The following is a 26,989-nucleotide window of genomic DNA, read 5'->3' as shown; positions in this document are numbered from 1 at the left end:
TTGATCACGCCAGATGATCAAACAGTTTCTGGGCAACCCTTGGGCTGATGAGTTCTCGCCAGATCCGTTGGTGGGGCCGCCCAGCCTGTTCTTCGCGCTGTTGAAACGAGCTGCCGAGCAGGCGCTGCTCCAGCGTTTTCAGATGTGCACCCTTGACGGTGTAATCCAGCGCAGCGCGGTCTTGCCTGTCGTAATGAAAGTGGGCCTCCCACAATGGTGTGTTGTCCGAGCGGTCCATGATCGAATAGACGTCGAGAAATGACCTGTCTTTGCCCTTGCCCAGTTGCTTGCGCGCCACCGTTTTGACCACCTTGAGCTGGGCGTGATCGAGCAGGAAGCTCAGGCGCGGGACGTCCAGCACATCCTTGTTTTTATACATCCGTATCAGAATGTCCTGGCCTTCGGCGTCCATTGAGTCGCCGGCAGCTTTCAGACGCCCGATCAAACCTGTGGTTTCAGCGTCTACTGCCATTTGATCGAGGGTCTCGAGGCGTTTCGCCAGATCTGTGAGTCGATCCACCTCGGCCCCCAGGTATTCGACAATGGTGGTCGGGTTGTCCCTTCGGTTTTCCATCATCCTTGCCTGGGCAAGATGCGCCTCCACGTTGCCAAGGCGTGCTGTGGCTTCGTTCATCAGCTGAGGTTTGGGAACCGGTGCCGGGGCGGGGCGCACTGGCCGCCATTCACCCTCTCTCTTCTCGTACCGTTGAGGTGGATCGTTCGGTTTGAAGATGTCGGGAACATTGAGCGTGACACTGCCGTCCGCAGCGGTGTCCTGAACGCCCACCAGTACCCGGTAGGTGCCATGTTGACGGGTTCGGAACAACTTTCGCGGCGCTGCGATTTCGGCGGCTCCTGAAGGTTGCGCCGGGAGGAAGTCGAAGTCGATATCATGATCGTCGCCAGGCAGTTCGTTGTTGCTGCCAACCCGATCATAGATTTCATTCAGCCGGGTTTCGATTTTCGATTCGAAGGTATCCATCAGTGACAGTGCCTGATTGACGTACTCTGCCCTTGTAGCGGGTGTCGAAGTGATCAATGCCACCAATCCGGCCCTGTCGCTTTTGATGCTCTCGATCGCCAGTTGCAGCGCGAGAGGTTCGGGATATCCGGAAACTTCGTTCAGGTCATGTTTGAGCAAATGCATCGACATGGCAGTGCGCATGCCATGATTTGACGGGTTTTGTGGATCGTCAGAAATCAGGCGCAGGAAAATGTTGTATTTACTGGTGTTGATCTGGTCAACAGTGGGGATTCCGCGATTCATGTCATCCAGCTCCCCTTGGGCGCTACGATCAGCTTTTAGAATCTGATCCATCACAGCCTGGCGATCGTCCATGATCTTCAGCTTTTTGTTGAGATGGACAAGGTTGCGCTTCAGCGACTCGACGGTAATCACATCCAGGGTTGGCAGAACCCTGCGATCCATGACCGCAATCAATTTGTTGAGGTAGTCGATTCTGTTGATCTGCTGAGCATGAAGCTCGGTTTTGTAGAGCCCGCCAGCCTTGAGCAGTAGCAACCAGTCCTTGTTATCGATCAGTGATTTGACGTAATCGGCCTGCATTCTTGTGTGTTTGATCACATGCACTTCGAGTTCGATCAGCGCGGCTTTCTCGGCGTCACCTCCCTCAGGCAGGTGTTCGGCGCTGGCCCAGAGTTCGCCATAGCGCCTGTTGGATGCGGCCAGGGCATCGAAGGCGTTCCTGATGGGTTCATGCCGTTGAAGCAGATAGGCTTTGCTGTCCTGAGCTTGCGCGTTGCGACGCATGCCACCCTTTAGTCCGTCGAGACTGAAACCCCAAAAACCGTCGGCGGTGCGGGCAATGGCCAGCGTTTCACCGCCCCGACTGGCGCGGTAGATGTTTTCGCTGTCAGTGGCGACAGGATCTTTCGGCTTGACCACCCGCCAGACCTTGTGTGCGGGAGAGGATGCATCGACGTCCTGCATTACTTGATAGGCCTGGCTGTCGATGATCACGTAGCGCTTACCTTCGAAGCTGTGCAGACCGTCACTGTCCGGCGCGACACCGACGAAATTCAGAGGCGTCCTGAACGCTTCCAGTCGACTGGAAGTCAACGCAATGGGTTCAGCCTCGAAATCATCCACCGGATGCCATCGCTTGTTTTGGGGATCCTGAACGAGAACAGGGCCCGAGGGATTCAATTCATTGCTCAGCCTTGCCCGGTAAAGTCGGCTGTCAGGGTCCAGGCCAACCTGCAGGACGCTGCCATCGTACGCATCGACGAACAGTCGCCCCTTGAAGTTTCTGAAGCCTTGCGCATCGGCCTCTGGCAGTTGCGACCCGAAACGGATGCGATAGGTATCAAACGAAGGACGTACCGGTGTTGCCCTCGGGGAGGAATGGATTTCGTCGAAGGTCACGGCTGGTGCGGGAGAGATCGTGTCCGGGTCTGCAAATGCCGGAGTCCTGTCCGGTGCAGGTTGAGAAGGGGGGCGGCGTACGACCGGGGGAATCAGAGGCGAAGCGGGGGGCTGTGGTGAACGGTTGGTCGCTGAAGTCGAAGGTGGATTGTGAACTTCGACGGTGGTGACGCCTCTGGAGGGTGGTTTTACAGGCATGTGTATTCATCCTTGAATAAGTCGTGAACCCATTTGTTGAACAAAGTGCTTGGCCGTGGACGAGGCTGAGAGAAACCGACCACAGTCGTCGGAATTGGTCAAAATTTGTGCTATATTCCGCGCCCGCGAATTCAATGAAAGCCAACACCGGTTATCGACATGCAAGCAGCCAAGCCGTTATTTGACTATCCAAAATATTGGGCCGAATGTTTCGGGCCAGCGCCGTTCCTGCCGATGAGCAGGGAGGAGATGGATCAGCTTGGCTGGGATTCCTGCGACATCATCATTGTCACGGGTGATGCCTACGTCGATCACCCGTCCTTCGGCATGGCGATCATCGGCCGGCTGCTGGAGTCCCAAGGCTTCCGCGTCGGGATCATTGCGCAGCCTAACTGGCAGTCCAAAGACGACTTCATGAAGCTCGGCGAGCCGAACCTGTTCTTCGGCGTCGCGGCCGGCAACATGGACTCGATGATCAACCGCTACACTGCCGACAAGAAAATCCGTTCCGACGATGCCTACACCCCGGGCGGAATGGCCGGCAAGCGTCCCGATCGCGCGAGCCTGGTCTACAGCCAGCGCTGCAAGGAAGCCTACAAGCACGTGCCGATCGTGCTCGGCGGTATCGAAGCCTCCCTGCGCCGCATCGCCCACTACGACTACTGGCAGGATCGCGTGCGCAACTCGATCCTGATCGATGCCAGCGCCGACATCCTGCTGTACGGCAACGCCGAGCGGGCGATTGTCGAAGTCGCCCAGCGTCTGTCCTACGGTCACAAGATCGAAGACATCACCGATGTGCGCGGCACCGCGTTCATCCGTCGCGACACACCCGCGGGCTGGTACGAAGTCGACTCCACGCGCATCGACCGTCCGGGCAAGATCGACAAGATCATCAACCCGTATGTGAACACCCAGGACACTCAGGCTTGCGCGATCGAGCAAGAGAAGGGCCCGGTTGAAGACCCGGAAGAAGCCAAGGTCGTGCAGATCCTGGCCAGCCCGAAAATGACCCGCGACAAGACCGTGATCCGCCTGCCGTCGATGGAAAAGGTGCGTAACGACCCGGTTCTGTACGCCCACGCCAACCGCGTGCTGCACCTGGAAACCAACCCGGGCAACGCCCGTGCGCTGGTGCAGAAGCATGGCGAGATCGACGTCTGGTTCAACCCGCCGCCGATTCCGATGACCACTGAAGAAATGGACTACGTGTTCGGCATGCCTTACGCACGTGTTCCGCATCCTGCGTACGGCAAGGAAAAAATCCCGGCCTACGACATGATCCGCTTCTCGGTGAACATCATGCGTGGCTGCTTTGGCGGCTGCACCTTCTGCTCGATCACCGAGCACGAAGGCCGGATCATCCAGAACCGTTCCGAAGAGTCGATCATTCGCGAAATCGAAGAGATCCGCGACAAGGTGCCGGGCTTCACCGGCGTCATTTCCGACCTCGGCGGCCCGACCGCGAACATGTACCGCATTGCCTGCAAGAGCCCGGAAATCGAATCCGCGTGCCGCAAGCCGTCCTGCGTGTTCCCGGGCATCTGCCCGAACCTGAACACCGACCACTCGTCGCTGATTCAGCTGTACCGCAGCGCCCGTGCGTTGCCGGGTGTGAAGAAGATCCTGATCGCCTCCGGCCTGCGTTACGACCTCGCGGTCGAGTCGCCGGAGTACGTCAAGGAGCTGGTGACCCACCACGTCGGCGGTTACCTGAAGATCGCCCCGGAACACACCGAGGAAGGTCCGCTCAACCAGATGATGAAACCGGGGATCGGCACCTACGATCGCTTCAAGCGCATGTTCGAGAAGTACACCAAGGAGGCGGGGAAAGAGCAGTACCTGATCCCGTACTTCATCGCCGCGCACCCGGGCACCACCGACGAAGACATGATGAACCTGGCCCTGTGGCTCAAGGGCAACGGCTTCCGCGCCGACCAGGTGCAGGCGTTCTATCCGTCGCCGATGGCCACCGCCACCGCGATGTATCACTCGGGCAAGAACCCGCTGCGCAAGGTCACCTACAAGAGCGACGGCGTGACCATCGTCAAGAGCGAAGAGCAGCGTCGTCTGCACAAGGCTTTCCTGCGTTATCACGACCCGAAAGGCTGGCCGATGCTGCGTGAAGCGCTGACCCGCATGGGCCGTGCCGACCTGATCGGGCCGGGCAAGAACCAGTTGATCCCGCTGCACCAGCCGGCCACCGACAGCTATCAGAGTGCCCGTCGCAAAAACTCGACACCGGCCGGCAGCCACAAGGTCGCGAAAGAGAAGACCACCAAGATCCTCACGCAGCACACCGGTCTGCCTCCGCGCGCCAGTGACGGCGGCAATCCTTGGGACAAGCGTGAACAGGCCAAGGCCGCGGCATTCGCCCGCAACCAGCAGGCCGCCAAGGAGCGCAAGGAAGCGGCGAAAGGCAAAGGCCCGAAACCGGCACGCAAGCCGGTCGTACCGCGCTGAAACGCACTTGAGCTGAACAGAACGCCAACCTTCGGGTTGGCGTTTTGCGTTGTGCCTCGCAACATTTGCGTGCAACTGTGCCAAACCATTTCACCGCATCGCCCGATTTTGGTGCTGTACTGCCCTAAGCATTCCGGGAAAGCGCCCAAGCCTCTGCATGGCATAAGTCTTGCGCGCTTTCGAATACGCTTGGGCTCGCAGGAGGCACGCCGTGTCGATTCATGTCGCATTGCATCACGTCACGCATTACCGCTACGACCGCGCTGTCGAACTCGGCCCGCAGATCGTGCGTCTGCGCCCGGCTGCCCACAGCCGTACGCGGATTCTGTCCTATTCACTGAAAGTCTCGCCCGAGCAGCACTTCATCAACTGGCAGCAGGACCCTCAGGGCAACTACCTCGCCCGGCTGGTGTTCCCCGAGAAAACCGCCGAACTGCGGATCGAGGTCGATCTGCTGGCCGAGATGGCGGTGTTCAACCCGTTCGACTTTTTCCTCGAACCCTACGCCGAGAAAATCCCCTTCGCCTACGCCGCCGATGAGCGCAAGGAACTGGCGCCGTACCTCGAAACCCTGCCGCTGACGCCGACATTCAAGGCCTATCTGGACGCCATCGACCGCACGCCGTTGCCGGCCGTGGATTTCCTGGTGGCGCTCAACCAGCGTCTGAGCGAAGACATCAATTACCTGATTCGCATGGAACCGGGTGTGCAGACTCCGGAGCACACCCTCGAACATGCCTCCGGTTCCTGCCGTGATTCGGCGTGGTTGCTGGTGCAACTGCTGCGCAACCTCGGGTTGGCGGCGCGTTTCGTCTCCGGCTACCTGATTCAATTGACCGCCGACGTGAAAAGCCTCGACGGCCCGTCCGGCACCGAAGTGGACTTTACTGACCTGCACGCGTGGTGCGAGGTGTATCTCCCCGGCGCCGGCTGGATCGGCCTCGACGCCACCTCCGGACTGTTCGCCGGGGAAGGGCACATCCCGTTGGCCTGCAGTCCCGATCCGTCCTCGGCGGCGCCGATCAGTGGTCTGGTGGAGCCTTGCGAGTGCGAGTTCAGCCACGAAATGTCCGTAGAGCGGATCTGGGAAGCACCCCGGGTCACCAAGCCCTACACCGATGAGCAATGGCTGGCGATCCAGGCGCTGGGCCGGCAGATCGATGCCGATCTGCTGGAAGGCGATGTGCGCCTGACCATGGGCGGCGAACCCACCTTCGTGTCCATCGACGACCCCGACGGCGCCGAGTGGAACACCGCCGCGCTGGGTCCGGACAAGCGCCGGCTCTCCGCCGAACTGTTCCAGCGCATGCGCAAGCATTACGCGCCCAAGGGGCTGGTGCATTTTGGCCAGGGCAAATGGTATCCAGGCGAGCAACTGCCGCGCTGGTCACTGAATTGTTACTGGCGCCGCGACGGTGTGCCGATCTGGCACAACAACGCACTGATCGCCGATGAGCAGCAGGATTACGGCGCTACGGGTGAGCTGGCCGGGCGCTTTCTGGCGAGTGTCGCCGAGCGCCTGAAACTGCCGACACGCTTCGTGTTCCCGGCCTACGAAGACAACTTCTATTACCTCTGGCGCGAGGGCGCCTTGCCGAGCAACGTCAGCGCCGAAGACTCGCGTCTGGAGGAGCCGCTGGAACGTGCGCGACTGCGCAAGGTGTTCAGTCAGGGGCTGGACAAGATCATCGGCCAAGTGTTGCCGCTGGCGCGCACCGCCAAGGGCGATCAGTGGCAGAGCGGGCGCTGGTATCTGCGCGATGAGCATTGCCGGCTTGTGCCGGGGGATTCACCGCTCGGCTATCGCCTGCCGCTGGGCTCGCAGCCCTGGGTGAAGGCAGCGGAGTATCCGTTCATTCATCCGAACGACCCGAACCAGGATTTCCCCGAGCTGCCCGAAACATCGCAGCTCAACGACCACCGTGAGCCGGCTCCGGCAGACGAGCGTGTACCGAAGATCGATGAGTCCGCCGACTGGCTGACCCGCACCGCCTTGTGCGCCGAGGCCCGGGAAGGCCGGTTGTACCTGTTCATGCCGCCGCTGGAGCGGGTCGAGGATTATCTGGAACTGGTCGCGGCCATCGAAGCCACCGCCGAAGAGCTGCATTGTCCGGTGTTGCTGGAAGGCTACGAGCCGCCGAGCGATCCGCGCCTGAGCAATTTCCGCATCACCCCGGATCCCGGCGTGATCGAGGTCAACGTGCAGCCGTCCGCGACGTGGGACGAGTTGGTCGAACGCACCGAGTTTCTGTACGAAGAAGCGCGCCAGACCCGACTGTCCACCGAGAAATTCATGGTCGACGGGCGGCACACCGGCACCGGCGGTGGTAACCATTTCGTGCTCGGCGGCGCGACACCGGGCGACTCACCGTTTCTGCGCCGTCCGGACCTGCTGCGTAGCCTGATCAGTTACTGGCATAACCATCCTTCACTGTCGTACCTGTTTTCCGGTCTGTTCATCGGCCCGACCTCTCAGGCGCCGCGGGTCGACGAAGCGCGCAACGACGCGCTGTATGAACTGGAAATCGCTTTCGCACAAATGCCGGCGCCGGGAGAGGAATGCCCGCCGTGGCTGGTCGATCGCCTGTTGCGCAATTTGCTGATCGACGTCACCGGCAACACCCACCGCGCCGAGTTCTGCATCGACAAGCTGTATTCACCGGACGGCGCCACCGGGCGCCTCGGCTTGCTGGAGTTGCGTGGTTTCGAAATGCCACCCCATGCGCGCATGAGCTTGGCGCAGCAGCTGTTGTTGCGAGCGCTGGTGGCGCGGTTCTGGCGGGAGCCCTATGCGCCGCCGAAACTGGCGCGCTGGGGTACGGAGCTGCACGACCGCTTCATGTTGCCGCACTTCATCGAACAGGACTTCGCCGACGTCATCGTCGAACTCAACAATGCCGGTTACCCCCTGCGTGCGGAATGGTTTGCGGCGCATCTTGAGTTCCGTTTCCCCAAGGTCGGCGATTACGCCGTCAACGGTATCGAGCTGGAATTGCGCCAGGCTCTCGAACCCTGGCACGTGCTGGGCGAGGAGGGCGCGGCGGGCGGCACGGTGCGCTACGTCGATTCATCGCTGGAGCGTTTGCAGGTCAAGCTTACGGGGCTGCCGCCGCAGCGCTATCTGCTGACCTGCAATGGCATCCCGGTGCCGCTGCAACCGACCGGACGGGTTGGCGAGTTTGTCGCCGGCGTACGTTTTCGCGCGTGGCAACCGGCCAACTGTCTGCAACCGACGATCCCGGTGCATGCGCCGCTGGTGTTCGACTTGCTCGATACCTGGATGCAGCGTTCGCTGGGCGGCTGTCAGTACCACGTCGCCCATCCGGGCGGGCGCAATTACGAGACGCTGCCGGTCAACGCCAACGAAGCGGAGAGCCGGCGCATGGCGCGGTTCTTCCGCATCGGACACACGCCGGGGAAACTTCCTGTACCGAACCTGACTATCTCCGACGAACTGCCGATGACTCTCGATTTACGACGTTTTTGATTCGTACACGACGCCCGGATTTTTCGTATATCCGGGCGTCATGTGCCTGCGTTAGTCTGACTGTTCCCTGCCGGCTGCCGAGCTTTCCATGCCTGACCTGCTTGACCGCTACCCGCTGACTGCGGGCACCTATCACGAACTGCTCGACGACAGCGGGGCGGTGCGCCCGCACTGGCGGCGACTGGTCGACCATTTGCAGCGCAGCACCCCGGCGCACCTGGTGCAGCGTCAGGCATTGCTGACCCGGCAGATTCAGGAAAACGGCGTGACCTACAACGTCTATGCGGATCCGAAAGGCGCGGATCGTCCGTGGGAGCTGGATCTGCTGCCCCACGTGATCGCTGCTGACGAGTGGCAGCAACTGTCCGCCGGAATCGCCCAGCGCGCGCGGCTGCTCAATGCGGTGCTGGCGGATCTGTACGGCCCGCAGCGGCTGATCAGCGAAGGGCTGCTGCCGGCGGAGCTGGTGTTCGGCCACAACAACTTCCTCTGGCCCTGTCAGGGCATTGCGCCGCCGGACGGGGCCTTTCTGCACCTGTATGCCGTGGATCTGGCGCGCACGCCGGACGGACGCTGGTGGGTGACGGCGGATCGTACCCAGGCGCCATCCGGCGCCGGTTATGCGCTGGAAAACCGCACCATCGTGTCCCGCGCCTTCCCCGAGTTGTATCGGGATCTGAAAGTGCAGCATCTGGCCGGATTCTTCCGCACCCTGCAGGAAACCCTCGCCCGTCAGGCTCCCTGCGACGATGACGCGCCGCTGGTGGTGTTGCTGACCCCGGGGCGCTTCAACGAGAGCTATTTCGAACATCTTTATCTTGCCCGCCAGCTCGGTTATCCGCTGGTGGAGGGCGGTGACCTGACGGTGCGTGATGCCACGGTCTACCTGAAAACCCTCAGTGGCCTGCGCCGGGTGCACGCGATCCTGCGCCGGCTCGACGATGACTTCTGCGATCCGCTGGAATTGCGCACCGATTCCGCGCTGGGCGTTCCCGGATTGCTGGACGCGGTGCGTCAGGGCCGGGTGCTGGTGGCCAATGCACTGGGCAGTGGCGTACTGGAGTCGCCGGGGCTGCTCGGTTTTCTGCCGAAGATCAATCAGTACCTGTTCGGCGAAGACCTGATCCTGCCTTCCATCGCCACGTGGTGGTGCGGCGAAGCGCCGGTGTTGGCCCAGGCCCTGGAGAAACTGCCGGAGCTGTTGATCAAACCGGCGTTCCCGTCGCAAAGCTTCCCTCCGGTTTTTGGCCGGGATCTGAGCGAAAAACAGCGTGAAAGTCTCGCCGCGCGCATGCAGGCCCGCCCTTATGCCTATGTCGCGCAAGAACTCGCGCAGCTGTCCCAGGCGCCGATCTGGCAGCCCGAGGACGGGCAACTGCAACCCCGGGCGATCGGCATGCGCATGTACGCGGTGGCCAGTCACGACGGTTATCGGGTGTTGCCCGGTGGCCTGACCCGGGTCGCGGCCGAAGCCGATGCCGAAGTGGTGTCGATGCAGCGCGGTGGTGCGAGCAAGGACACCTGGGTGCTGGGGGATCGGCCGCCGAGCGGGGAACAGTGGAAAGCCCAGCGCAATATCGGCGTGCCCGATCTGGTGCGCCGCGATCCGTACCTGCCGTCGCGGGTGGTGGAAAACCTGTTCTGGTTCGGCCGTTACTGCGAGCGCTGCGACGACAGCGCGCGGCTGCTGCGGATCATGCTCGCGCGCTACGTCGACGGCGATGACCCGCAAGCCTTGCAGGCCGCTGTGGATCTGGGCGAGCGACTGATGCTGCTGCCGGACGAAGGTGAACTGCCGGAACGCTTGCTTGCGGCGCTGCTCGGCGAGGACTGGTCGTTCAGCCTGCGCTCCAACCTGCAGCGCTTGCAGTGGGCTGCATCGCAAGTGCGCGGCAAGTTGTCCCGGGAAAACTGGCAGGCGCTGGTGGAGCTGCAACGCGAGGCTTCGGAGCTGGACACCGACGAACCTGACTTCGGCGAGCTGCTGGATTTTCTCAACCGGTTGGTGATGTCGCTGGCGGCGCTGTCCGGGTTTGCCCTCGACGACATGACCCGTGACGAAGGCTGGCGCTTCCTGATGATCGGCCGGCGCATCGAACGCCTGCAATTTCTCAGCGGCAGTCTCGCGGGTTTCCTGCGGGGCGCCGGGGCGTTCGATCAGGCCGGGCTTGAGTGGTTGCTGGAGCTGGGCAACAGCAGCATCACCTATCGCTCGCGTTATCTGGCGGTGGCGCAGTTGATTCCGGTGCTCGACCTGTTGCTGCTGGACGAGCAGAACCCCCATGCGGTGCTGTTCCAGTTGAAGCTGGTGACCCGCACCCTCAAGCGGCTGAATGATGACTTCGGTATGCCGAGGGAGGCAGGATTGCCGCCGCTGGTCGAGCGTCTGGCGCGCTTCGACCTGAGCTGTCTGGAAAATCCCCTGTTCGGCGAGTCCAGCGTGCGTGCGGCCCTCGACGGACTGGCGGATTTGCTGCAGGAGATCGCCGACGCCAGCAGTCAGGTGTCGGACCGTCTGGCCCTGCGCCATTTCGCCCATGTCGATGATGTCAGCCAGCGTACGGTGTCCGTCTGATGAGCGCCCATTACCAGATCTTTCACGATACCTGCTATCGCTACGACAGCCCGGTATCCCTGGCCCAGCAACTGGCGCATCTGTGGCCGCGCGAGTGCGACTGGCAGCGCTGCACCGAGCAGCAATTGCTGATCAGCCCGGAGCCGACCACCCGCCGTGACGAGCAGGATGTGTTCGGCAATCCGCTGACCCGCCTGGCCTTCGAACGGCCCCACGATGAATTGCAGGTCAACGCACGGCTGACGGTCGAAGTGCTGGCGCGGCCCGTGGTGGATTTCCAGCAGTCGCCGGCCTGGGAACTGACCCGCAACGCGCTGACCTACAGCAGCCAGCCGCTGTCCGCTTCGTTGCTGGAAGTCTGTCGCTATCGATTTCAGTCGCCCTACGTGCATCTCAAACGCAGCTTCGTCGAGTTCTCGGAGAGCTGTTTCCCGGCCGGCAGACCGTTGATGCTGGGTGTGCAGGCCCTGATGCAGAAGATCTTCAGCGAATTCACCTTCGATGCCGAAGCGACGCAAGTCGCGACGCCGCTGGTGGAAGTGCTGGAGCGCCGACGCGGGGTCTGTCAGGACTTCGCGCATCTGATGCTCGCCTGTGTGCGCTCACGCGGGCTGGCGGCGCGTTACGTCAGTGGCTACCTGCTGACCCAACCGCCACCGGGGCAGCCACGGTTGATCGGCGCCGATGCGTCCCATGCCTGGGTCTCGGTGTTTTGCCCGGTGCTGGGCTGGGTGGATTTCGATCCGACAAACAATGTGCAGCCGGCACTGGAGCACATCACCCTGGCCTGGGGCCGGGATTTCTCCGATGTGTCGCCGTTGCGCGGGGTGATTCTGGGCGGTGGCAATCACGACCCGGAAGTCCGCGTCACCGTGTTGCCACTGGAGGAGTGAAGATCAAATGTGGGAGCGAGCTTGCTCGCGAAAGCAATTTTTCAGTCACATCCATAGTGAATGTCACGACGCTTTCGCGAGCATGCCCGCTCCCACAGGGATTGTGTTCAAGGTTTCAGCAATTTGCTCAGGCGTCGGGCGCCGGGTCTTTCGGTGTCTCAACATCATCATCTTCAGTCGCCACTTCACCGTCAGGGTTCAGTGCCGCCTCTTCAGCCATCTGTTTCTTGCGCTGAAGCTTTTCCTCTTTCTTCTGTTCCTTGGCCAAGTCACGTTGACGTTTGGCGAAGGAGTAATTGGGTTTGGCCATGGGCGATCCTCTGGGGTCGAAGGTGAGGTTGAGCGGCGCGTATTCTGCCCTGTATCGGTGCCCGGCGGTTAATCGGGTTTCTGGTCGACCCACTTGGGCGTGACGGTGGGCTTCCAGTGGTCGAGAGCCTCGAGCAGCGTTTGCGGCGATTCACTCACTTGCAGCATGTCACGGTGCGGCGCACGAACGAAGCCTTCGCCGACGATGTGATCGAGAAATGCAGTGAGTTTGCTGTAGAAACCGTTCACTTCCAGCAGGCCCAGCGGCTTGCCGTGGTAGCCGAGCTGGCCCCAGGTCCAGACTTCGAACAACTCTTCCAGGGTGCCGAGGCCACCGGGCAGGGCGATGAATGCATCGCTGAGTTCGGCCATCCGCGCCTTGCGGGCGTGCATGCCGTCGACCACTTCCAGGCGCGTCAGGCTCTTGTGACCGATTTCCTTGTCCATCAGGCTCTGCGGGATGATGCCGATCACTTCGCCGCCGGCCGCCAGTGCAGCGTCGGCGACAATCCCCATCAGGCCGACAGCGCCACCGCCGTAGACCAGCGTCAGCTTACGCTCGGCGATAGCTGTGCCGAGGGCGATGGCGGCTTCGGTGTACGCCGGAGTGGTGCCGGCGTTGGCACCGCAAAATACACAAACGGATGTGAGAGACATGCCTTCCTCCTGGGTCAATCGGTCACAGGGTAATGGCTGGCACGTCTTGATCCAAGGGCTAGACTTCGCGTTTCGGGGTTTCACAGGTACCGCTGGCGCCACAGGCGTAAGCAGCGAGCAGACTGCACAACAGGCTGTTGAAGGACATGACGGATGCTCCAGATGAGTGTCGAGCCCTGAAGATACGGCCCGGCCAAACGTCTGGCTGTTAGATTGTTTCGATGAGTGTCATAGCCTGGAAGTTGTATACAATTTTTGACTCAAGTCATAGGAACTTGCGAAGATTTCAGGCAGTCTTCCAACCATTCGTGTTTTGTTAACCCTGCCTTGGAGATTCACCATGTTTTCCAAAGTTGTTGCGGTATCCCTGCTGGCGCTGGCCAGCAGCCAATTGATGGCTGCCGAGTGCAAAACCACCGTTGACTCCACCGACCAGATGTCCTTCAACACCAAGGCCATCGAAATCGACAAGAGCTGCAAGACCTTCACCGTCGAGCTGACCCACTCCGGCAGCCTGCCGAAAAACGTCATGGGCCATAACCTGGTGATCAGCAAAGAAGCCGACATGCAGCCGATCGCCACCGACGGCCTGGCCGCCGGCATCGACAAGAACTACCTGAAGGACGGTGACGAGCGCGTTATCGCTCACACCAAGATCATCGGCGCCAAGGAAACCGACTCGGTGACCTTCGACGTGTCCAAGCTCAAGGCTGACGAGAAATACGGCTTCTTCTGCTCGTTCCCGGGCCACATCTCGATGATGAAAGGCACCGTGACCCTCAAGTAATACGGCTCACACGTAACACGAAAAACGCCGCTGCAAGTGATTGCAGCGGCGTTTTTTTCTGTTGATCAAATCGGCACCTATTGCCTCATTCTCTAATCATGGCCGTTGGTCTGAATTACCCTCGAACCTGTAATTTCTGACAGTAGACGCGGATTTCGAAGAAGCCTCGAATGAGGGGGCGCTCAGATGACTGTGCGCATCCATTCCGAAAAAGGAGTTTTCGTATGACCGATCAAGAGAAATTACCCCAGCAGCGTACGTTGGTTCAGGATCCGAACAGAAGTAATGTGACAAGCGGAACCGTCATTGAGACAGTTACCAATGGCAATGGTAAAACCATCGAAAATGGCGGGGTCAGCACAAATCCAGATTTGTCTTTTGTTGGTTCCGCTGCTCCCAATCAAACGGCGCAGCTTTTCGACAACGGTGCCCCTGCGCATTCCCCGGTAAATGTTGATAACAATGGCCACTTTAGTTTGATCATTACAGATCAGAAAAACGGGCCGCATGTCTACGCCGTGGAAACCACCGACGGGCAGGTGTCTGATCCATACATCGTTCACATGGAACTGCCCCTGCACGCCGCAATTGTGTGGATAAACGATCCCAACGGAGACGTCATCGAAAATGGTGGAAGCACTACGTTTGTCGATCTGAGCTTTGTAGGCGAGGGAGAGCCAAATACAACAGTCGTGCTTTTGGATTACGGAATTCTTGTAGGCAGACTGAACATCGATGCAAATTCGCACTGGAGTGCTGTGCTGAACGGACTGTCAGTAGGGGCGCATAGCTTCACAGTGATAGGAAGCGATGGTGTTGAATCCAGACCCTGGATCATTCTAGTTGTGAACTCCGTGCCGGTAACCATCCAGTTTCTCCTGGGAGATAACGGGGAATTTATCGGCAATCACGAGCAAACGACCGCTACAACGGTAACGGTTGTCGGTACGGCAAACCCAGGTGAAAAAGGAAAAATAGTCGACTACGAGAACGACCTGGCTCCATTCACGGCCGACTCGAATGGAATCTACACGGCTAAGATTTCGAATCTGGCTGAAAAGGTTCACACCATTAGAACGATAACTGCTGCTGGTCGAATCTCGTCCCCTTGGGCATTCAGGGTGGTTCCGGCAAAAGCCCGTTAAATTTGCCATTGAATCCTGTTCAAAGAAAAGCCCGCTGAGGATCACGCCTCAGCGGGCTTCTTCATTCACTCACCAATTACGGCGCAAACGGCATGACCCGCTTGTGATGAGTCTTTTTGTAAGTGTTGACGATGATGTCGAACGCTTCCTGACGCACCGGCTCGCCGTGCAGGAACGCGTCGATCTCGGCGTAGGTCACGCCGTGGGAGGCCTCGTCCGGCTTGCCCGGCGACAGGTCTTCCAGATCCGCCGTCGGCACTTTTTCAACCAGCGATTCCGGTGCGCCGAAGCTGCGGGCGATGGCCCGGACCTGGTTTTTCACCAGACCGCTGAGCGGGGCCAGGTCGCAGGCACCGTCACCGAACTTGGTGAAGAAACCCATCACCGCTTCCGCCGCGTGGTCGGTGCCGATCACCAGACCATGGGCTGCGCCGGCGATGGTGTACTGGGCGACCATGCGCATCCGCGCTTTGGTGTTGCCGAGCACGAAATCCACCGACACCGCGTGCTTGCCTTCGAAGGCTGCGACTTCGCTGGCCAGGGACTTTACTGCCGGGCCGATGTTGACGGTGTGGCGTTCGTCCGGGGCGATGAAGTCCACCGAGGCCTGGGCGTCATGTTCATCGAACTGCACGTCGTACGGCAGGCGCACGGCGATGAACTTGTAGGCCTCGTCACCGGTGCGCTCGCGCAGTTCACGCATGGCGCGCTGGGCCAGCAGGCCTGCGGTCAGCGAATCGACCCCGCCGCTGATGCCCAGCACCAGGGTCTTGAGTCCGGAATTGGTCAGGCAGTCCTGGATGAAGGTGATGCGTCGGGCGACTTCCGCTTCGAGGGCCTGGTAATCGGCGAACGGCGGCTGAACGTTGAGCTGTTCAGCAATCTCACGCTGTACGGCTTGCATGAATTCACTCCTTGCTGGAAAGGCTGGAAACGGCAGGAACCTGGAAAACGTGTCGCAAGTAGGCGACGAAATTCGGGTCTTTGCAGTGGGTCTTGCCCGGCTCGTCGGAGATCTTCGCCACCGGTTGGCCGTTGCAGGCGGTCATTTTAAGCACGATGCTCATCGGTTCGACACCCGGAATGTCACAGGTCAGGTTGGTGCCGATGCCGAAGCTGACGTTGATCCGGCCGCGCAGGGCCCGGAAGATCTCCAGCGACTTGGGCAGGGTCAGGCTGTCGGAGAACACCAACGTCTTGCTCATCGGGTCGATGCCGAGCTTGTGATAGTGGGCGATGCATTTTTCGCCCCACAGCACCGGGTCCCCGGAGTCGTGGCGCAGACCGTCGAACAGCTTGGCGAAGAACAGATCGAAATCGCCGAGGAAGGCATCGGTAGTGATGCAGTCTGTGAGGGCGATCCCCAGCAGGCCGCGATACTCGCGAACCCAGCAGTCGAGGGCGGCGATCTGGCTGTCGATCAGCCGTGGACCGAGTTGCTGGTGGGCCATGATCCACTCATGAGCCATGGTGCCCAGCGGTTTCATGTCCAGTTCGCGGGACAGGTGCACGTTGCTGGTGCCGACGAAACGACCGGGGAAATCGTGCTTGAGCACGTTCACCACTTCTTCCTGCACACGGTAGGAAAACCGCCGGCGTGTGCCGAAATCGGCGACCTGCAACTGCGACAGTTCTTCGGCCGAAGCATTGGCGGTCAGCCAGTCGAATTTGCGATACAGCTGTTCGCGGGCCTGTTCCAGCACCGTTTCACGGTAGCGATAGCGGTTGCGCACTTCGCTGACGATCGCCAGCAGCGGCACTTCAAACAGAATCACGTGCAGCCACGGCCCGCGCAGGCGGATGAACAACTCGCCGTTCTCGATGCCGGTGTGCAGGTAGCGCAGGTTGAAACGGAACAGACCGAGGAACCGCAGGAAATCCGGCTTGAGGAACGAGATGCGCTCGAGAAAACTCAACTGATCGGCGCTCAGGCTCAACTCGGCCAGACGCTCGACCTGGAAGCGGATCTCCGCCAGATAAGGGCGCAGATCCTCACTGTTACGGCAACGGAACTCCCATTCGACTTCGACGTTGGGGTAGTTGTGCAGCACCGCCTGCATCATCGTCAGTTTGTAGAAGTCGGTGTCGAGCAGGTTCTGCACGATGCGATCGGCAAACACACTCTCGCTCATAAAGGGGTCTCCAGGCGGACCGCGCGTTGGCGCGGTATCAATCAATGGCGCTAGTGGCGCATATCCGGGGTGGGGATTGCCAGCGATTTTTTGACCGCCACAGGGACTGAATACAACTTCAAACCGGACTGTCGATCTGCTCCAGCATCCACTTCACGAAATCCCGCACCTTGGGCACTTCTGCCGCGTGTTCCGGGTAGGCCAGGTAATAGGCGTCGGTGCTGGGCATTGCATGCTGCCAGGGAATGACCAGTTTGCCGTCGGCCAATTCCTCTTCCACCAAAAACCTCGGCAGCAGGGCGACGCCGCAGCCGACCTGGGCGGCGCGGATGCACATATAAAAGGTTTCGAAGCGCGGGCCGTGGTAGCTGTGTTCGGTCTGGTAGCCCTGGCTGTCGAACCAGTCGTGCCACGCTTGCGGGCGGGAAGCATTCTGCAGCAGGACCAGATCGGTGAGTTGCGTTGGATCAGTCAACGGAATGTCTGGGAGGCTGCTCGGCGCGCAGACTGGCACCAGCTCTTCGCCGAACAGCTTCAGGCATTCGGTGCCGGGGCGTGAACCCTGGCCGAAATAGAACGCCAGGTCGCTGCGCCCTTGCAGCAGGTCATCGGCCTCCTGCTCGTTGCACAGGTCCAGGTGAATCGACGGGTGACGCAGGCGCCAGCCCTTGAGGCGTGGCACCAGCCAGCGAGCGCCGAAGGTCGAGGGCGTAGAGACGCGCAGGACTTCGGTTTCGCCGCCGTAGGAACGCAGGTAATGGGTCGACATCTCGACCTGGGTCAGGATTTTTCTGACTTCCACCAGGTACAGATCGCCGGCCGGGGTCATCTGCAAACGGCGGCGTACGCGACGGAACAACAAGTGCTGCAGCAATTCCTCGAGCTGCGCCACCTGTTTGCTGACGGCGCTCTGGGTCAGGTTCAGCTCCTCGGCGGCCCGGGTGAAACTCAGGTGCCGGGTCACAGCCTCGAAGCACTGCAACGCGGTGATCGACGGCAAGTGGCGTTTGTTCAGCATGGGCGATCCTTTTCTTGTCTTTCTGCGCAGCATGAATAAACGGAATGATATCTCGCGTAAAGGTCGTTTGTTGCACAGCCTTCCTGACGCTACAACTAAAGGTCTGCCCGGTCGTGAAAACGCGCCCGCACACATTCAGTTTTTTGCTTGAGGAGTGACCCATGGTTGCCGCATTGCTTGATCGTCTAGGTGTGAACCCGGCCCTGTACCAGAACGGCAAAGTGCCGGTGCATTCGCCCATCGACGGCAGCCGCATCGGCGCCGTGAACTGGGAAGGCCCGGCCGAAGTCGAGCAGCACATCAGTCGCGCAGATCATGCGTTCGAACATTGGCGCAAGGTGCCGGCCCCGCGTCGTGGCGAACTGGTGCGTCAGTTCGGCGAAGTGCTGCGGGAATACAAGACCGAACTCGGCGAACTGGTGTCCTGGGAAGCGGGCAAGATCACCCAGGAAGGCCTCGGTGAAGTGCAGGAGATGATCGACATCTGCGATTTCGCCGTCGGCCTGTCGCGTCAGTTGTACGGCTTGACCATCGCTTCCGAGCGTCCGGGCCACCACATGCGTGAAACCTGGCACCCGCTGGGCGTGGTCGGCGTGATCAGCGCGTTCAACTTCCCGGTGGCGGTGTGGGCGTGGAACACCACGCTGGCGCTGGTCTGCGGCAACCCGGTAGTGTGGAAACCGTCGGAGAAAACCCCGCTGACCGCGCTGGCCTGTCAGGCGCTGTTCGAGCGCGTACTGAAGAATTTCAGCGATGCCCCGACGCACCTGAGCCAGGTGATCATCGGCGGCCGCGATGCCGGCGAAGCGCTGGTCGATGACCCGCGTGTTGCGCTGATCAGCGCTACCGGCAGCACCCGCATGGGCCGCGAAGTGGCGCCGAAAGTCGCCGCGCGTTTCGCCCGCAGCATTCTCGAACTGGGCGGCAACAACGCGATGATCCTCGGCCCGAGCGCCGATCTGGACATGGCCGTGCGCGCCATTCTGTTCAGCGCCGTCGGCACCGCCGGTCAGCGTTGCACCACGTTGCGGCGCCTGATCGCCCATGAATCGGTGAAAGAAGAAATTGTCACCCGCCTCAAAGCCGCGTACTCCAAAGTCCGCATCGGCCACCCGCTGGAAGGCAACCTGATCGGCCCGCTGATCGACAAGCACAGCTTCGAAAACATGCAGGACGCGCTGGAGCAGGCGTTGAGCGAGGGCGGTCGGGTGTTCGGCGGCAAGCGCCAGCTCGAAGACCAATTCCCTAACGCCTACTACGTGTCGCCGGCCATCGTTGAAATGCCGGAGCAGAGCGACGTGGTGTGCAGCGAGACTTTCGCACCGATCCTGTACGTGGTCGGTTACAGCGAATTCGAAGAGGCGCTGCGTCTGAACAACGCCGTGCCGCAAGGGTTGTCGTCGTGCATCTTCACCACCGATGTGCGCGAGGCCGAGAAATTCATGTCGGCGGTCGGCAGCGACTGCGGCATCGCCAACGTCAACATCGGCCCGAGCGGCGCGGAAATCGGCGGCGCGTTTGGTGGCGAGAAAGAGACGGGCGGTGGTCGTGAGTCGGGCTCGGATGCATGGCGCGCGTACATGCGCCGGCAGACCAATACCGTGAACTACTCGCTGGAGTTGCCGCTGGCGCAGGGCATTACGTTCGATTGACAGAGTAATCGATGCGACGAAGAAACCTGTGGGAGCGGGCTTGCCCGCGATAGCAATCTTTCAGCCAACTAACCCCTGACTGGACTGACGCAATCGCGGGCAAGCCCGCTCCCACAGGGTATGCAGTGTTTGTTAGGTTTCTGTTGGAGTCTGGCAATGCCGTTACGCGAAGAATGTCTGTGGGAAAAACTCACGCCGCAACGACCGGATAACACGGCGCTCAGGGGCGAGGTCAAAGTCGATGTCTGCGTGATCGGCGCCGGGTTCACCGGACTGTCGGCGGCGCTGCATCTGTTGGAAAAGGGCAAGAGCGTCTGTGTGCTCGAAGCCCATCGCGCGGGGCATGGCGGCTCCGGGCGCAACGTCGGGCTGGTCAACGCCGGGATGTGGATTCCGCCGGACGAGATCGAGGCCGGGTTCGGCGAGGCGGTCGGCAGTCAGCTCAACCGCATGCTCGGTGCGGCGCCGGCGCTGGTGTTCAGCCTTGTGGATAAATACAACATCGATTGCCAGTTGCGCCGCGAGGGCACCCTGCACATGGCGCACAACGCCAAAGGGGAAGCGGATCTGCGCAGTCGCGAGGAACAGTGGAAGCGCCGCGGTGCGCCGGTCGAACTGCTGACCGGCAAGGCCTGTGAACAGGCGACCGGCACGCAAAAGATTGCTGCCGCGCTGCTCGACCGGCGCGCCGGCACGCTCAATCCGATGGCCTACGTTACCGGCCTGGCCAACGCTGTCATCAGCCTTGGCGGGCAGATGTTCGATCACTCCCCGGTCGCGCGTCTTGAACGGCAAGGGCAGAAATGGTCGGTGCAGACCGAGCAGGGTTCGGTGCTGGCCGAACAAGTGGTGATCGCCTCCAACGCCTACACCGAAGGCGACTGGACCGAACTCAAGCGCAATTTCTTCCCCGGTTACTACTATCAGGTCGCTTCGGTGCCGTTGACTGAAGACGCTGCCCAGGAAATCCTCCCGGGCGGGCAGGGCTCGTGGGATACCCGTCAGGTGCTGAGCAGCATCCGCCGCGACAAGGACGGGCGTTTGTTGCTGGGCAGCCTCGGCAACGGCAATCAGAAACCGACATGGTTCCTCAAGGCCTGGGCCGACCGGGTGCAGCAGCATTACTTCCCCAATCTGAAACCCGTGGAGTGGGAATGCACCTGGACCGGGCGCATCGCGTTCACCCCTGATCATTTGATGCGCCTGTTCGAACCGGCGCCGGGACTGGTGGCCGTCACCGGTTACAACGGCCGGGGCGTGACTACCGGCACCGTGGTCGGCAAGGCCTTCGCCGATTACCTGTGTAACGGAAATCCTCAGGCATTGCCGATTCCGTTCGCACCGATGCAGCCGCTGGCGGGAGTTGGCTTGCGCAGTTGTCTGTACGAGGCCGGGTTCTCGCTGTATCACGCGGGCCAGTGCCTGCGGATCGTCATCTGAGTGTTGAAATATGTTGCCGGAAGCGGCGCTTTTCGATGTAGCGACTAGCCTGTAATGGTGCGGGTTGTAGCAGTCCCGCACCAGCAGTGTGCAGTTCGGTGACGCGGGCTGTTACAGGCTGGTTGCACGTCGTTTGGCGCCGCGGTTGCAATGATGGCGCGTGCGGGTTGCGCCTGAAAAAATAAATGGTTTCACCTTCCGCGGTTTAGACGGTTGCACGCCCAATGAAAATGGGAACGAAACAGTCGAAATAACAAGAAAGCAGCGACTTTTTGAAGAATAAAAAACCGATGGCACGGCCCTTGCTCTGAGCATTCAAGTGAAGTCGCAGTGCCAACTAAAAAAAACCTTGGAGCACCACCTCATGTCCCAGACGTTTTACAAGAAAGGCTTTCTGGCCCTCGCAGTGGCTACTGCGCTGGGTGTTTCTGCGTTTGCACAAGCTGATGTGAAAATCGGTGTGGCGGGTCCGATGACGGGCGCCAACGCGGCATTTGGCGAGCAATACATGAAAGGGGCACAAGCGGCGGCCGACGCGGTCAACGCGGCGGGCGGCGTCAACGGGGAGAAGATCGTCCTGGTCAAGGGCGATGACGCTTGCGAGCCGAAACAGGCGGTGACGGTCGCCAAGGACCTCACCAACCAGAAAGTCGCCGGTGTGGTCGGTCACTTCTGCTCGTCCTCCACCATTCCTGCGTCCGAGATCTACGACGAAGCCGGGATCATCGCCATCACGCCGGGTTCCACCAACCCGCAAGTGACCGAGCGCGGCCTGAGCGCCATGTTCCGTATGTGCGGCCGTGACGACCAGCAAGGCATCGTCGCCGGCGATTACATCGTCGACGTGCTCAAGGGCAAGAAAGTCGTCGTGCTGCACGACAAGGACACCTACGGTCAAGGCCTGGCCGACGCGACCAAGGCTCAGCTGGAAAAACGCGGCGTGAAGCCAGTGCTGTACGAAGGCCTGACCCGTGGCGAAAAAGATTTCAGCACCATCGTCACCAAGATCCGTGGCGCCGGTGCCGATGTCGTCTACTTCGGCGGCCTGCACCCGGAAGCCGGCCCGCTGGTTCGCCAACTGCGTGAACAAGGCCTGAAAGACGTCAAGTTCATGTCCGACGACGGCATCGTGACCGACGAACTGGTGACCACCGCCGGTGGCCCGCAGTTCGTCGACGGCGTGCTGATGACCTTCGGTGCCGACCCACGCCTGCTGCCAGACAGCAAGACCGTGGTAGATGCATTCCGCAAGGCTGGCACCGAGCCTGAAGGCTACACCCTGTACGCCTATGCATCGGTTCAGACCCTGGCCGCCGCCTTCAACGGCGCCAAGTCGAACAAGGGCGAGGAGGCCGCTGCCTGGCTGAAGAAAAACCCGGTCAAGACCGTCATGGGCGAGAAGACCTGGGATTCCAAAGGCGACCTTAAGGTCTCCGACTACGTGGTCTACCAGTGGGACAAGGACGGCAAATATCACCAGCTGGAAAAACAGAAATAACGGCACCTGATCAACCGGGCGCCACATTCCCTGTGGGAGCGGGCTTGCCCGCGATGACGGCCTGACAGTCGACAACTTTGTTGAATGTTCTAACGCTATCGCTGGCAAGCCAGCTCCCACAAGGGGGCTGCGGTTTCCTGTCTGACATTGCTCCGACGTAAATCTGTATTTTTCCTAGAAGAACCGCGCGCCTCAGGGTGTGCAGGTTCTCACTGCGTGAGATTGCGTTATGGATGGTATTTTCCTGCAGCAACTGGTCAACGGCCTGACCCTCGGGTCGGTCTATGGCCTGATCGCCATCGGCTACACAATGGTCTACGGCATCATCGGCATGATCAACTTCGCCCACGGCGAGGTTTACATGATTTCTGCTTACCTGGCGGCAATCAGTCTGGCTCTGCTGGCTTACTTCGGTATTGAATCCTTCCCGCTGCTGATGCTCGGCACCCTGGTATTCACCATCGTGATCACGGCGGTGTATGGCTGGGTCATCGAGCGAGTCGCTTACAAACCCCTGCGCAACTCCACCCGACTGGCACCGTTGATCAGCGCCATCGGCATCTCCCTGATCCTGCAGAACTACGCACAGATCGCCCAAGGCGCCAAACAACAGGGCGTTCCCACCCTGCTGACCGGTGCATGGCGAGTCGAAGTCGGTACCGGCTTCGTGCAGCTGACCTACACCAAAGTCTTCATCCTGGTGGCCGCATTCGTCGGCATGGGACTGCTGACCTATGTCATCAAGTACACCAAGCTCGGGCGCATGTGCCGTGCGACCCAGCAGGACCGCAAAATGGCTTCGATCCTCGGCATCAACACCGACCGAGTGATTTCCTACGTGTTCATCATCGGTGCGGCCATGGCGGCGTTGGCCGGCGTGCTGATCACCATGAACTACGGCACCTTCGACTTCTATGCCGGCTTCATCATCGGCATCAAGGCATTTACCGCGGCAGTACTGGGCGGGATCGGTTCGCTGCCTGGCGCCATGCTCGGCGGGATCATCCTCGGGATCTCCGAGTCGCTGTTCTCGGGCCTGGTCAACTCCGACTACAAAGACGTGTTCAGCTTCTCGCTGCTCGTACTTGTTCTGGTCTTCCGGCCTCAGGGCCTGCTGGGCCGTCCTCTTGTGTCGAAGGTGTAAGCGATGTCTTCAACCACTGCAAAATCCATTGATGTCAAAAAAAGCCTGGTTGAGGCGATTCTCGCCGGTCTGATCGCCCTGATCGTGTTCGGGCCGATCGTCGGCGTCGTACTCGACGGCTACAGCTTCAACCTCGAACCGACCCGCGTGGCGTGGATCATTGCCATCGTCATGGCCGGCCGGTTTGCCCTCAGTCTGTTCCTGCAAACCCCGAAGGGCCTGCGCATTCTCGACGGATTCGAGAGCACCGGTTCCGGCGTACATGTGCTGGCCCCGGACTACAAATCGCGCCTGCGCTGGATCATCCCGCTGATGATTGCCATCGCCGTGGCGTTGCCGTTCTTCTCCAACTCCTACCTGCTGGGCGTGGTCATCCTTGGTTTGATCTACGTGCTGCTGGGGCTGGGACTGAACATCGTGGTAGGCCTGGCCGGCCTGCTCGACCTGGGTTACGTGGCGTTCTACGCCATCGGCGCCTATGGTCTGGCGCTCGGGTATCAGTATCTCGGCCTGGGCTTCTGGACCGTGCTGCCACTGGCGGCGATCACCGCTGGCCTTGCCGGTTGCATCCTCGGTTTCCCGGTACTGCGCCTGCACGGCGACTACCTGGCGATCGTGACCCTGGGCTTCGGTGAAATCATTCGTCTGGTGCTCAACAACTGGCTGTCCCTGACCGGTGGCCCGAACGGCATGCCGGCGCCACTGCCGACCTTCTTCGGTCTGGAATTCGGCAAGCGGGCGAAGGATGGCGGGGTGCCGTTCCACGAGTTCTTCGGCATCGCCTACAACCCGGACGTGAAGTACTACTTCATCTATGCGGTGCTGTTCCTGGTGGTACTGGCCGTGCTGTACATCAAGCATCGCCTGGTGAAGATGCCGGTCGGCCGCGCCTGGGAAGCCCTGCGTGAAGACGAGATCGCCTGCCGCTCGATGGGCCTCAACCACGTGCTGGTCAAGCTCTCGGCGTTCACCATCGGTGCGTCGACGGCAGGTCTGGCGGGTGTGTTCTTCGCCACCTATCAAGGCTTTGTCAACCCGACCTCGTTCACCTTCTTCGAATCGGCGCTGATCCTCGCCATCGTGGTGCTCGGCGGCATGGGCTCGACCATCGGTGTGGTGATTGCAGCGTTCGTGCTGACGGTTGCTCCGGAACTGCTGCGCGGCTTCGCCGAATACCGCGTGCTGCTGTTCGGGATCCTGATGGTGTTGATGATGATCTGGCGACCTCGCGGGCTGATCCGCATCAGCCGTACCGGGGTCACTCCACGCAAAGGTGCCATTCACTATGAGAGGACTGCGCCATGAGTGAAGTCGTACTCTCTGTTGAAAAACTGATGATGCATTTCGGTGGCATCAAGGCCTTGAGCGATGTCAGCCTGAAGGTCAAACGCAACTCGATCTTCGCCCTGATCGGCCCCAACGGCGCCGGCAAGACCACAGTGTTCAACTGCCTGACCGGGTTCTACAAGGCCTCCGGCGGCAAGATCGAACTCAACGTGCGCGGCCGGCAGACCAACGTCATTCAGCTGCTGGGCGAATCGTTCAAGCCGACCGACTTCGTCTCGCCGAAAAACTTCGCCAGTCGCCTGTACTACAAGATGTTCGGCGGCACCCACCTGGTGAACCGCGCGGGCCTGGCCCGGACGTTCCAGAACATTCGCCTGTTCAAGGAAATGTCGGTGCTGGAGAACCTGCTGGTGGCCCAGCACATGTGGGTCAACCGCAACATGCTGGCCGGCATCCTCAACACCAAGGGCTATCGCAAGGCCGAAAGCGACGCGCTGGACTGCGCGTTCTACTGGCTGGAAGTGGTGGATCTGGTGGACTGCGCCAACCGTCTGGCCGGTGAGCTTTCCTACGGCCAGCAACGGCGTCTGGAGATCGCCCGGGCCATGTGCACGCGGCCGCAGATCATCTGCCTCGACGAACCGGCCGCCGGCCTCAACCCTCAGGAAACCGAAGCGCTGAGCGCGATGATCCGGCTGCTGCGCGACGAGCACGATCTGACCGTGGTGCTGATCGAACACGACATGGGCATGGTAATGAGCATTTCCGATCACATCGTGGTGCTGGACCACGGCATCGTCATCGCCGAGGGCGGACCGGATGCCATTCGTAACGATCCGAAAGTGATCGCCGCTTACCTGGGCGCCGACGAAGAGGAAGTCGTATGACGCAACCCATCCTCGAACTCAAGGATCTGGACGTGTTCTACGGCCCGATCCAGGCCCTCAAAGGTGTTTCGCTGCAGATCAACGAAGGGGAAACCGTCAGCCTGATCGGCTCCAACGGTGCCGGCAAATCCACGCTGCTGATGTCGATTTTCGGCCAGCCAAGGGCAGCGGGCGGGCAGATCCTCTATCAAGGCGTGGACATTACCCACAAGTCATCGCACTACATCGCCTCAAACGGCATCGCGCAGTCGCCGGAAGGGCGGCGGGTGTTCCCCGACATGACCGTCGAGGAAAACCTGCTGATGGGCACCATTCCGATCGGCGACAAGTACGCCAAGGAAGACATGCAGCGCATGTTCGAGCTGTTCCCGCGGCTCGAGGAGCGCCGTAATCAGCGGGCCATGACCATGTCCGGCGGCGAGCAGCAGATGCTCGCCATCGCCCGGGCCTTGATGAGCCGGCCCAAGCTGTTGCTGCTGGATGAGCCAAGCCTGGGGCTGGCGCCGATCGTGGTCAAACAGATCTTCGCCACCCTGCGGGAACTGGCGAAAACCGGCATGACCATTTTCCTCGTCGAGCAGAACGCCAATCATGCGTTGAAGCTGTCCGACCGGGCATACGTGATGGTCAACGGCGAGATCCGCCTGACGGGAACCGGCCAGGAACTGCTGGTGAACGAGGAGGTGCGTAACGCTTACCTCGGCGGTCACTGATCGGTTGAAGTTGTCCACAAGCCTCGATGCGAAAGTGTCGGGGCTTTTTTGCGCCTGCCTGTTCACCGAAGAAAGACACATTCGGGAAATTGTGGAAAACAAAATTGCCAACCTGCCAAAGCGCGACATATAGACGCTGCAAATGGCTGTTTTTCCACAGTTTTGACTTGTCCCCGTTTGCTGTGGAGCTGGCTGTGAATAACGTGGGTGTGGCTCGCTGAAAGCCTTGTAAACCGAGGCTTTCAGGGGTGTGGTTGTTTTTTGAGCAGTGTATTTTTGCTGAAGGGCAGGCCTGTTTGTCAACCTTTTTTATAGGGT

The 26,989-nt window shown here is 60.6% G+C and carries 19 protein-coding genes; 13 read left to right on the top strand and 6 right to left on the bottom strand.

The features are described from left to right. Positions 1-4: 4 nt before the first annotated feature. On the bottom strand, positions 5-2,584 hold the full coding sequence (locus CAG25_RS03535) for a hypothetical protein (RefSeq protein WP_143492877.1): 2,580 nt from the start codon (positions 2,582-2,584) through the stop codon (positions 5-7). 159 nt (positions 2,585-2,743) lie between these two features. Between CAG25_RS03535 and CAG25_RS03530 the strand changes: the two genes are divergently transcribed. From CAG25_RS03530 to CAG25_RS03515, 4 genes are all read left to right on the top strand, one after another. Then, entirely contained in the window at positions 2,744-5,047 is a 2,304-nt protein-coding gene (locus CAG25_RS03530; protein ID WP_007950699.1) for a YgiQ family radical SAM protein, read from the top strand. Positions 5,048-5,258: 211 nt separating this feature from the next. Continuing rightward, positions 5,259-8,534, top strand: coding sequence for a DUF2126 domain-containing protein (locus CAG25_RS03525; protein ID WP_085611054.1), 3,276 nt, complete (start codon positions 5,259-5,261; stop codon positions 8,532-8,534). 88 nt (positions 8,535-8,622) lie between these two features. Continuing rightward, positions 8,623-11,109: a circularly permuted type 2 ATP-grasp protein gene (locus CAG25_RS03520; RefSeq protein WP_085611053.1), complete on the top strand. Its 2,487-nt coding sequence runs from the start codon at positions 8,623-8,625 to the stop codon at positions 11,107-11,109. Next, positions 11,109-12,002 (top strand): transglutaminase family protein, encoded by an 894-nt coding sequence (locus tag CAG25_RS03515; RefSeq protein WP_085611052.1) that lies wholly within the window; start codon positions 11,109-11,111, stop codon positions 12,000-12,002. The genes CAG25_RS03520 and CAG25_RS03515 overlap by 1 nt, the downstream gene beginning before the upstream one ends. Positions 12,003-12,129: 127 nt before the next feature. On the opposite strand, the gene CAG25_RS03510 is transcribed toward CAG25_RS03515, so the two are convergent. Together CAG25_RS03510 and CAG25_RS03505 are read right to left on the bottom strand one after the other, a co-directional pair. Further along, complete coding sequence (locus CAG25_RS03510) at positions 12,130-12,312, bottom strand: hypothetical protein (RefSeq protein WP_064593122.1); 183 nt, start codon at positions 12,310-12,312, stop codon at positions 12,130-12,132. Between the two features lie 68 nt (positions 12,313-12,380). Further along, positions 12,381-12,968: a TIGR00730 family Rossman fold protein gene (locus tag CAG25_RS03505; protein WP_064593125.1), complete on the bottom strand. Its 588-nt coding sequence runs from the start codon at positions 12,966-12,968 to the stop codon at positions 12,381-12,383. Between the two features lie 340 nt (positions 12,969-13,308). On the opposite strand from CAG25_RS03505, the gene azu reads away from it, so the two are divergent. Beyond that, on the top strand, positions 13,309-13,755 hold the full coding sequence (azu, locus tag CAG25_RS03500; protein ID WP_064593127.1) for an azurin: 447 nt from the start codon (positions 13,309-13,311) through the stop codon (positions 13,753-13,755). Positions 13,756-13,979: 224 nt separating this feature from the next. Further along, positions 13,980-14,900: a hypothetical protein gene (locus tag CAG25_RS03495; RefSeq protein ID WP_085611051.1), complete on the top strand. Its 921-nt coding sequence runs from the start codon at positions 13,980-13,982 to the stop codon at positions 14,898-14,900. 76 nt (positions 14,901-14,976) lie between these two features. On the opposite strand, the gene nadE is transcribed toward CAG25_RS03495, so the two are convergent. From nadE to CAG25_RS03480, 3 genes are all read right to left on the bottom strand, one after another. After that, on the bottom strand, positions 14,977-15,804 hold the full coding sequence (nadE, locus tag CAG25_RS03490) for an ammonia-dependent NAD(+) synthetase (RefSeq protein ID WP_085611050.1): 828 nt from the start codon (positions 15,802-15,804) through the stop codon (positions 14,977-14,979). A 4-nt stretch (positions 15,805-15,808) separates the two neighbouring features. Beyond that, entirely contained in the window at positions 15,809-17,032 is a 1,224-nt protein-coding gene (gene pncB, locus CAG25_RS03485) for a nicotinate phosphoribosyltransferase (RefSeq protein WP_011332202.1), read from the bottom strand. A gap of 118 nt (positions 17,033-17,150) precedes the next feature. Further along, a complete protein-coding gene (locus CAG25_RS03480; RefSeq protein WP_085611049.1) occupies positions 17,151-18,050 on the bottom strand; it encodes a LysR family transcriptional regulator in 900 nt (299 codons plus the stop codon). Between the two features lie 161 nt (positions 18,051-18,211). On the opposite strand from CAG25_RS03480, the gene CAG25_RS03475 reads away from it, so the two are divergent. The 7 genes from CAG25_RS03475 to CAG25_RS03445 all read left to right on the top strand — a co-directional run bounded on the left by CAG25_RS03475 (position 18,212) and on the right by CAG25_RS03445 (position 26,671). Further along, positions 18,212-19,702, top strand: coding sequence for an aldehyde dehydrogenase family protein (locus tag CAG25_RS03475; protein ID WP_085611048.1), 1,491 nt, complete (start codon positions 18,212-18,214; stop codon positions 19,700-19,702). A gap of 156 nt (positions 19,703-19,858) precedes the next feature. Beyond that, the gene (locus CAG25_RS03470) at positions 19,859-21,142 is read left to right on the top strand and encodes an FAD-binding oxidoreductase (protein ID WP_039766701.1); all 1,284 of its coding nucleotides are present in this window, start codon (positions 19,859-19,861) and stop codon (positions 21,140-21,142) included. A gap of 364 nt (positions 21,143-21,506) precedes the next feature. After that, positions 21,507-22,640, top strand: coding sequence for an ABC transporter substrate-binding protein (locus CAG25_RS03465; RefSeq protein ID WP_039766703.1), 1,134 nt, complete (start codon positions 21,507-21,509; stop codon positions 22,638-22,640). 229 nt (positions 22,641-22,869) lie between these two features. After that, entirely contained in the window at positions 22,870-23,784 is a 915-nt protein-coding gene (locus CAG25_RS03460; RefSeq protein WP_039766704.1) for a branched-chain amino acid ABC transporter permease, read from the top strand. 3 nt (positions 23,785-23,787) lie between these two features. Next, a complete protein-coding gene (gene livM, locus CAG25_RS03455) occupies positions 23,788-25,089 on the top strand; it encodes a high-affinity branched-chain amino acid ABC transporter permease LivM (protein ID WP_064593135.1) in 1,302 nt (433 codons plus the stop codon). After that, positions 25,086-25,958: an ATP-binding cassette domain-containing protein gene (locus CAG25_RS03450; RefSeq protein WP_064593137.1), complete on the top strand. Its 873-nt coding sequence runs from the start codon at positions 25,086-25,088 to the stop codon at positions 25,956-25,958. Before livM ends, CAG25_RS03450 begins: the two co-directional genes overlap by 4 nt. Then, positions 25,955-26,671, top strand: a complete 717-nt coding sequence (locus tag CAG25_RS03445; RefSeq protein ID WP_011332208.1) for an ABC transporter ATP-binding protein — start codon at positions 25,955-25,957, stop codon at positions 26,669-26,671. Before CAG25_RS03450 ends, CAG25_RS03445 begins: the two co-directional genes overlap by 4 nt. Positions 26,672-26,989: the final 318 nt, after the last annotated feature.

The organism is Pseudomonas sp. B16(2017) (assembly GCF_002113205.1).
Taxonomy (GTDB): domain Bacteria; phylum Pseudomonadota; class Gammaproteobacteria; order Pseudomonadales; family Pseudomonadaceae; genus Aquipseudomonas; species Aquipseudomonas pharyngis.
This window is presented reverse-complemented; position numbering and strand designations above follow the sequence as displayed.

Coding starts and splice junctions, on each gene's coding strand:
- CAG25_RS03535 (WP_143492877.1), bottom strand. CDS start 2,584: ATGCCTGTAAAACCACCCTCCAGAGGCGTCACCACCGTCGAAGTTCAC.
- CAG25_RS03530 (WP_007950699.1), top strand. CDS start 2,744: ATGCAAGCAGCCAAGCCGTTATTTGACTATCCAAAATATTGGGCCGAA.
- CAG25_RS03520 (WP_085611053.1), top strand. CDS start 8,623: ATGCCTGACCTGCTTGACCGCTACCCGCTGACTGCGGGCACCTATCAC.
- CAG25_RS03515 (WP_085611052.1), top strand. CDS start 11,109: ATGAGCGCCCATTACCAGATCTTTCACGATACCTGCTATCGCTACGAC.
- CAG25_RS03510 (WP_064593122.1), bottom strand. CDS start 12,312: ATGGCCAAACCCAATTACTCCTTCGCCAAACGTCAACGTGACTTGGCC.
- CAG25_RS03505 (WP_064593125.1), bottom strand. CDS start 12,968: ATGTCTCTCACATCCGTTTGTGTATTTTGCGGTGCCAACGCCGGCACC.
- azu (WP_064593127.1), top strand. CDS start 13,309: ATGTTTTCCAAAGTTGTTGCGGTATCCCTGCTGGCGCTGGCCAGCAGC.
- CAG25_RS03495 (WP_085611051.1), top strand. CDS start 13,980: ATGACCGATCAAGAGAAATTACCCCAGCAGCGTACGTTGGTTCAGGAT.
- nadE (WP_085611050.1), bottom strand. CDS start 15,804: ATGCAAGCCGTACAGCGTGAGATTGCTGAACAGCTCAACGTTCAGCCG.
- pncB (WP_011332202.1), bottom strand. CDS start 17,032: ATGAGCGAGAGTGTGTTTGCCGATCGCATCGTGCAGAACCTGCTCGAC.
- CAG25_RS03480 (WP_085611049.1), bottom strand. CDS start 18,050: ATGCTGAACAAACGCCACTTGCCGTCGATCACCGCGTTGCAGTGCTTC.
- CAG25_RS03475 (WP_085611048.1), top strand. CDS start 18,212: ATGGTTGCCGCATTGCTTGATCGTCTAGGTGTGAACCCGGCCCTGTAC.
- CAG25_RS03470 (WP_039766701.1), top strand. CDS start 19,859: ATGCCGTTACGCGAAGAATGTCTGTGGGAAAAACTCACGCCGCAACGA.
- CAG25_RS03465 (WP_039766703.1), top strand. CDS start 21,507: ATGTCCCAGACGTTTTACAAGAAAGGCTTTCTGGCCCTCGCAGTGGCT.
- CAG25_RS03460 (WP_039766704.1), top strand. CDS start 22,870: ATGGATGGTATTTTCCTGCAGCAACTGGTCAACGGCCTGACCCTCGGG.
- livM (WP_064593135.1), top strand. CDS start 23,788: ATGTCTTCAACCACTGCAAAATCCATTGATGTCAAAAAAAGCCTGGTT.
- CAG25_RS03450 (WP_064593137.1), top strand. CDS start 25,086: ATGAGTGAAGTCGTACTCTCTGTTGAAAAACTGATGATGCATTTCGGT.
- CAG25_RS03445 (WP_011332208.1), top strand. CDS start 25,955: ATGACGCAACCCATCCTCGAACTCAAGGATCTGGACGTGTTCTACGGC.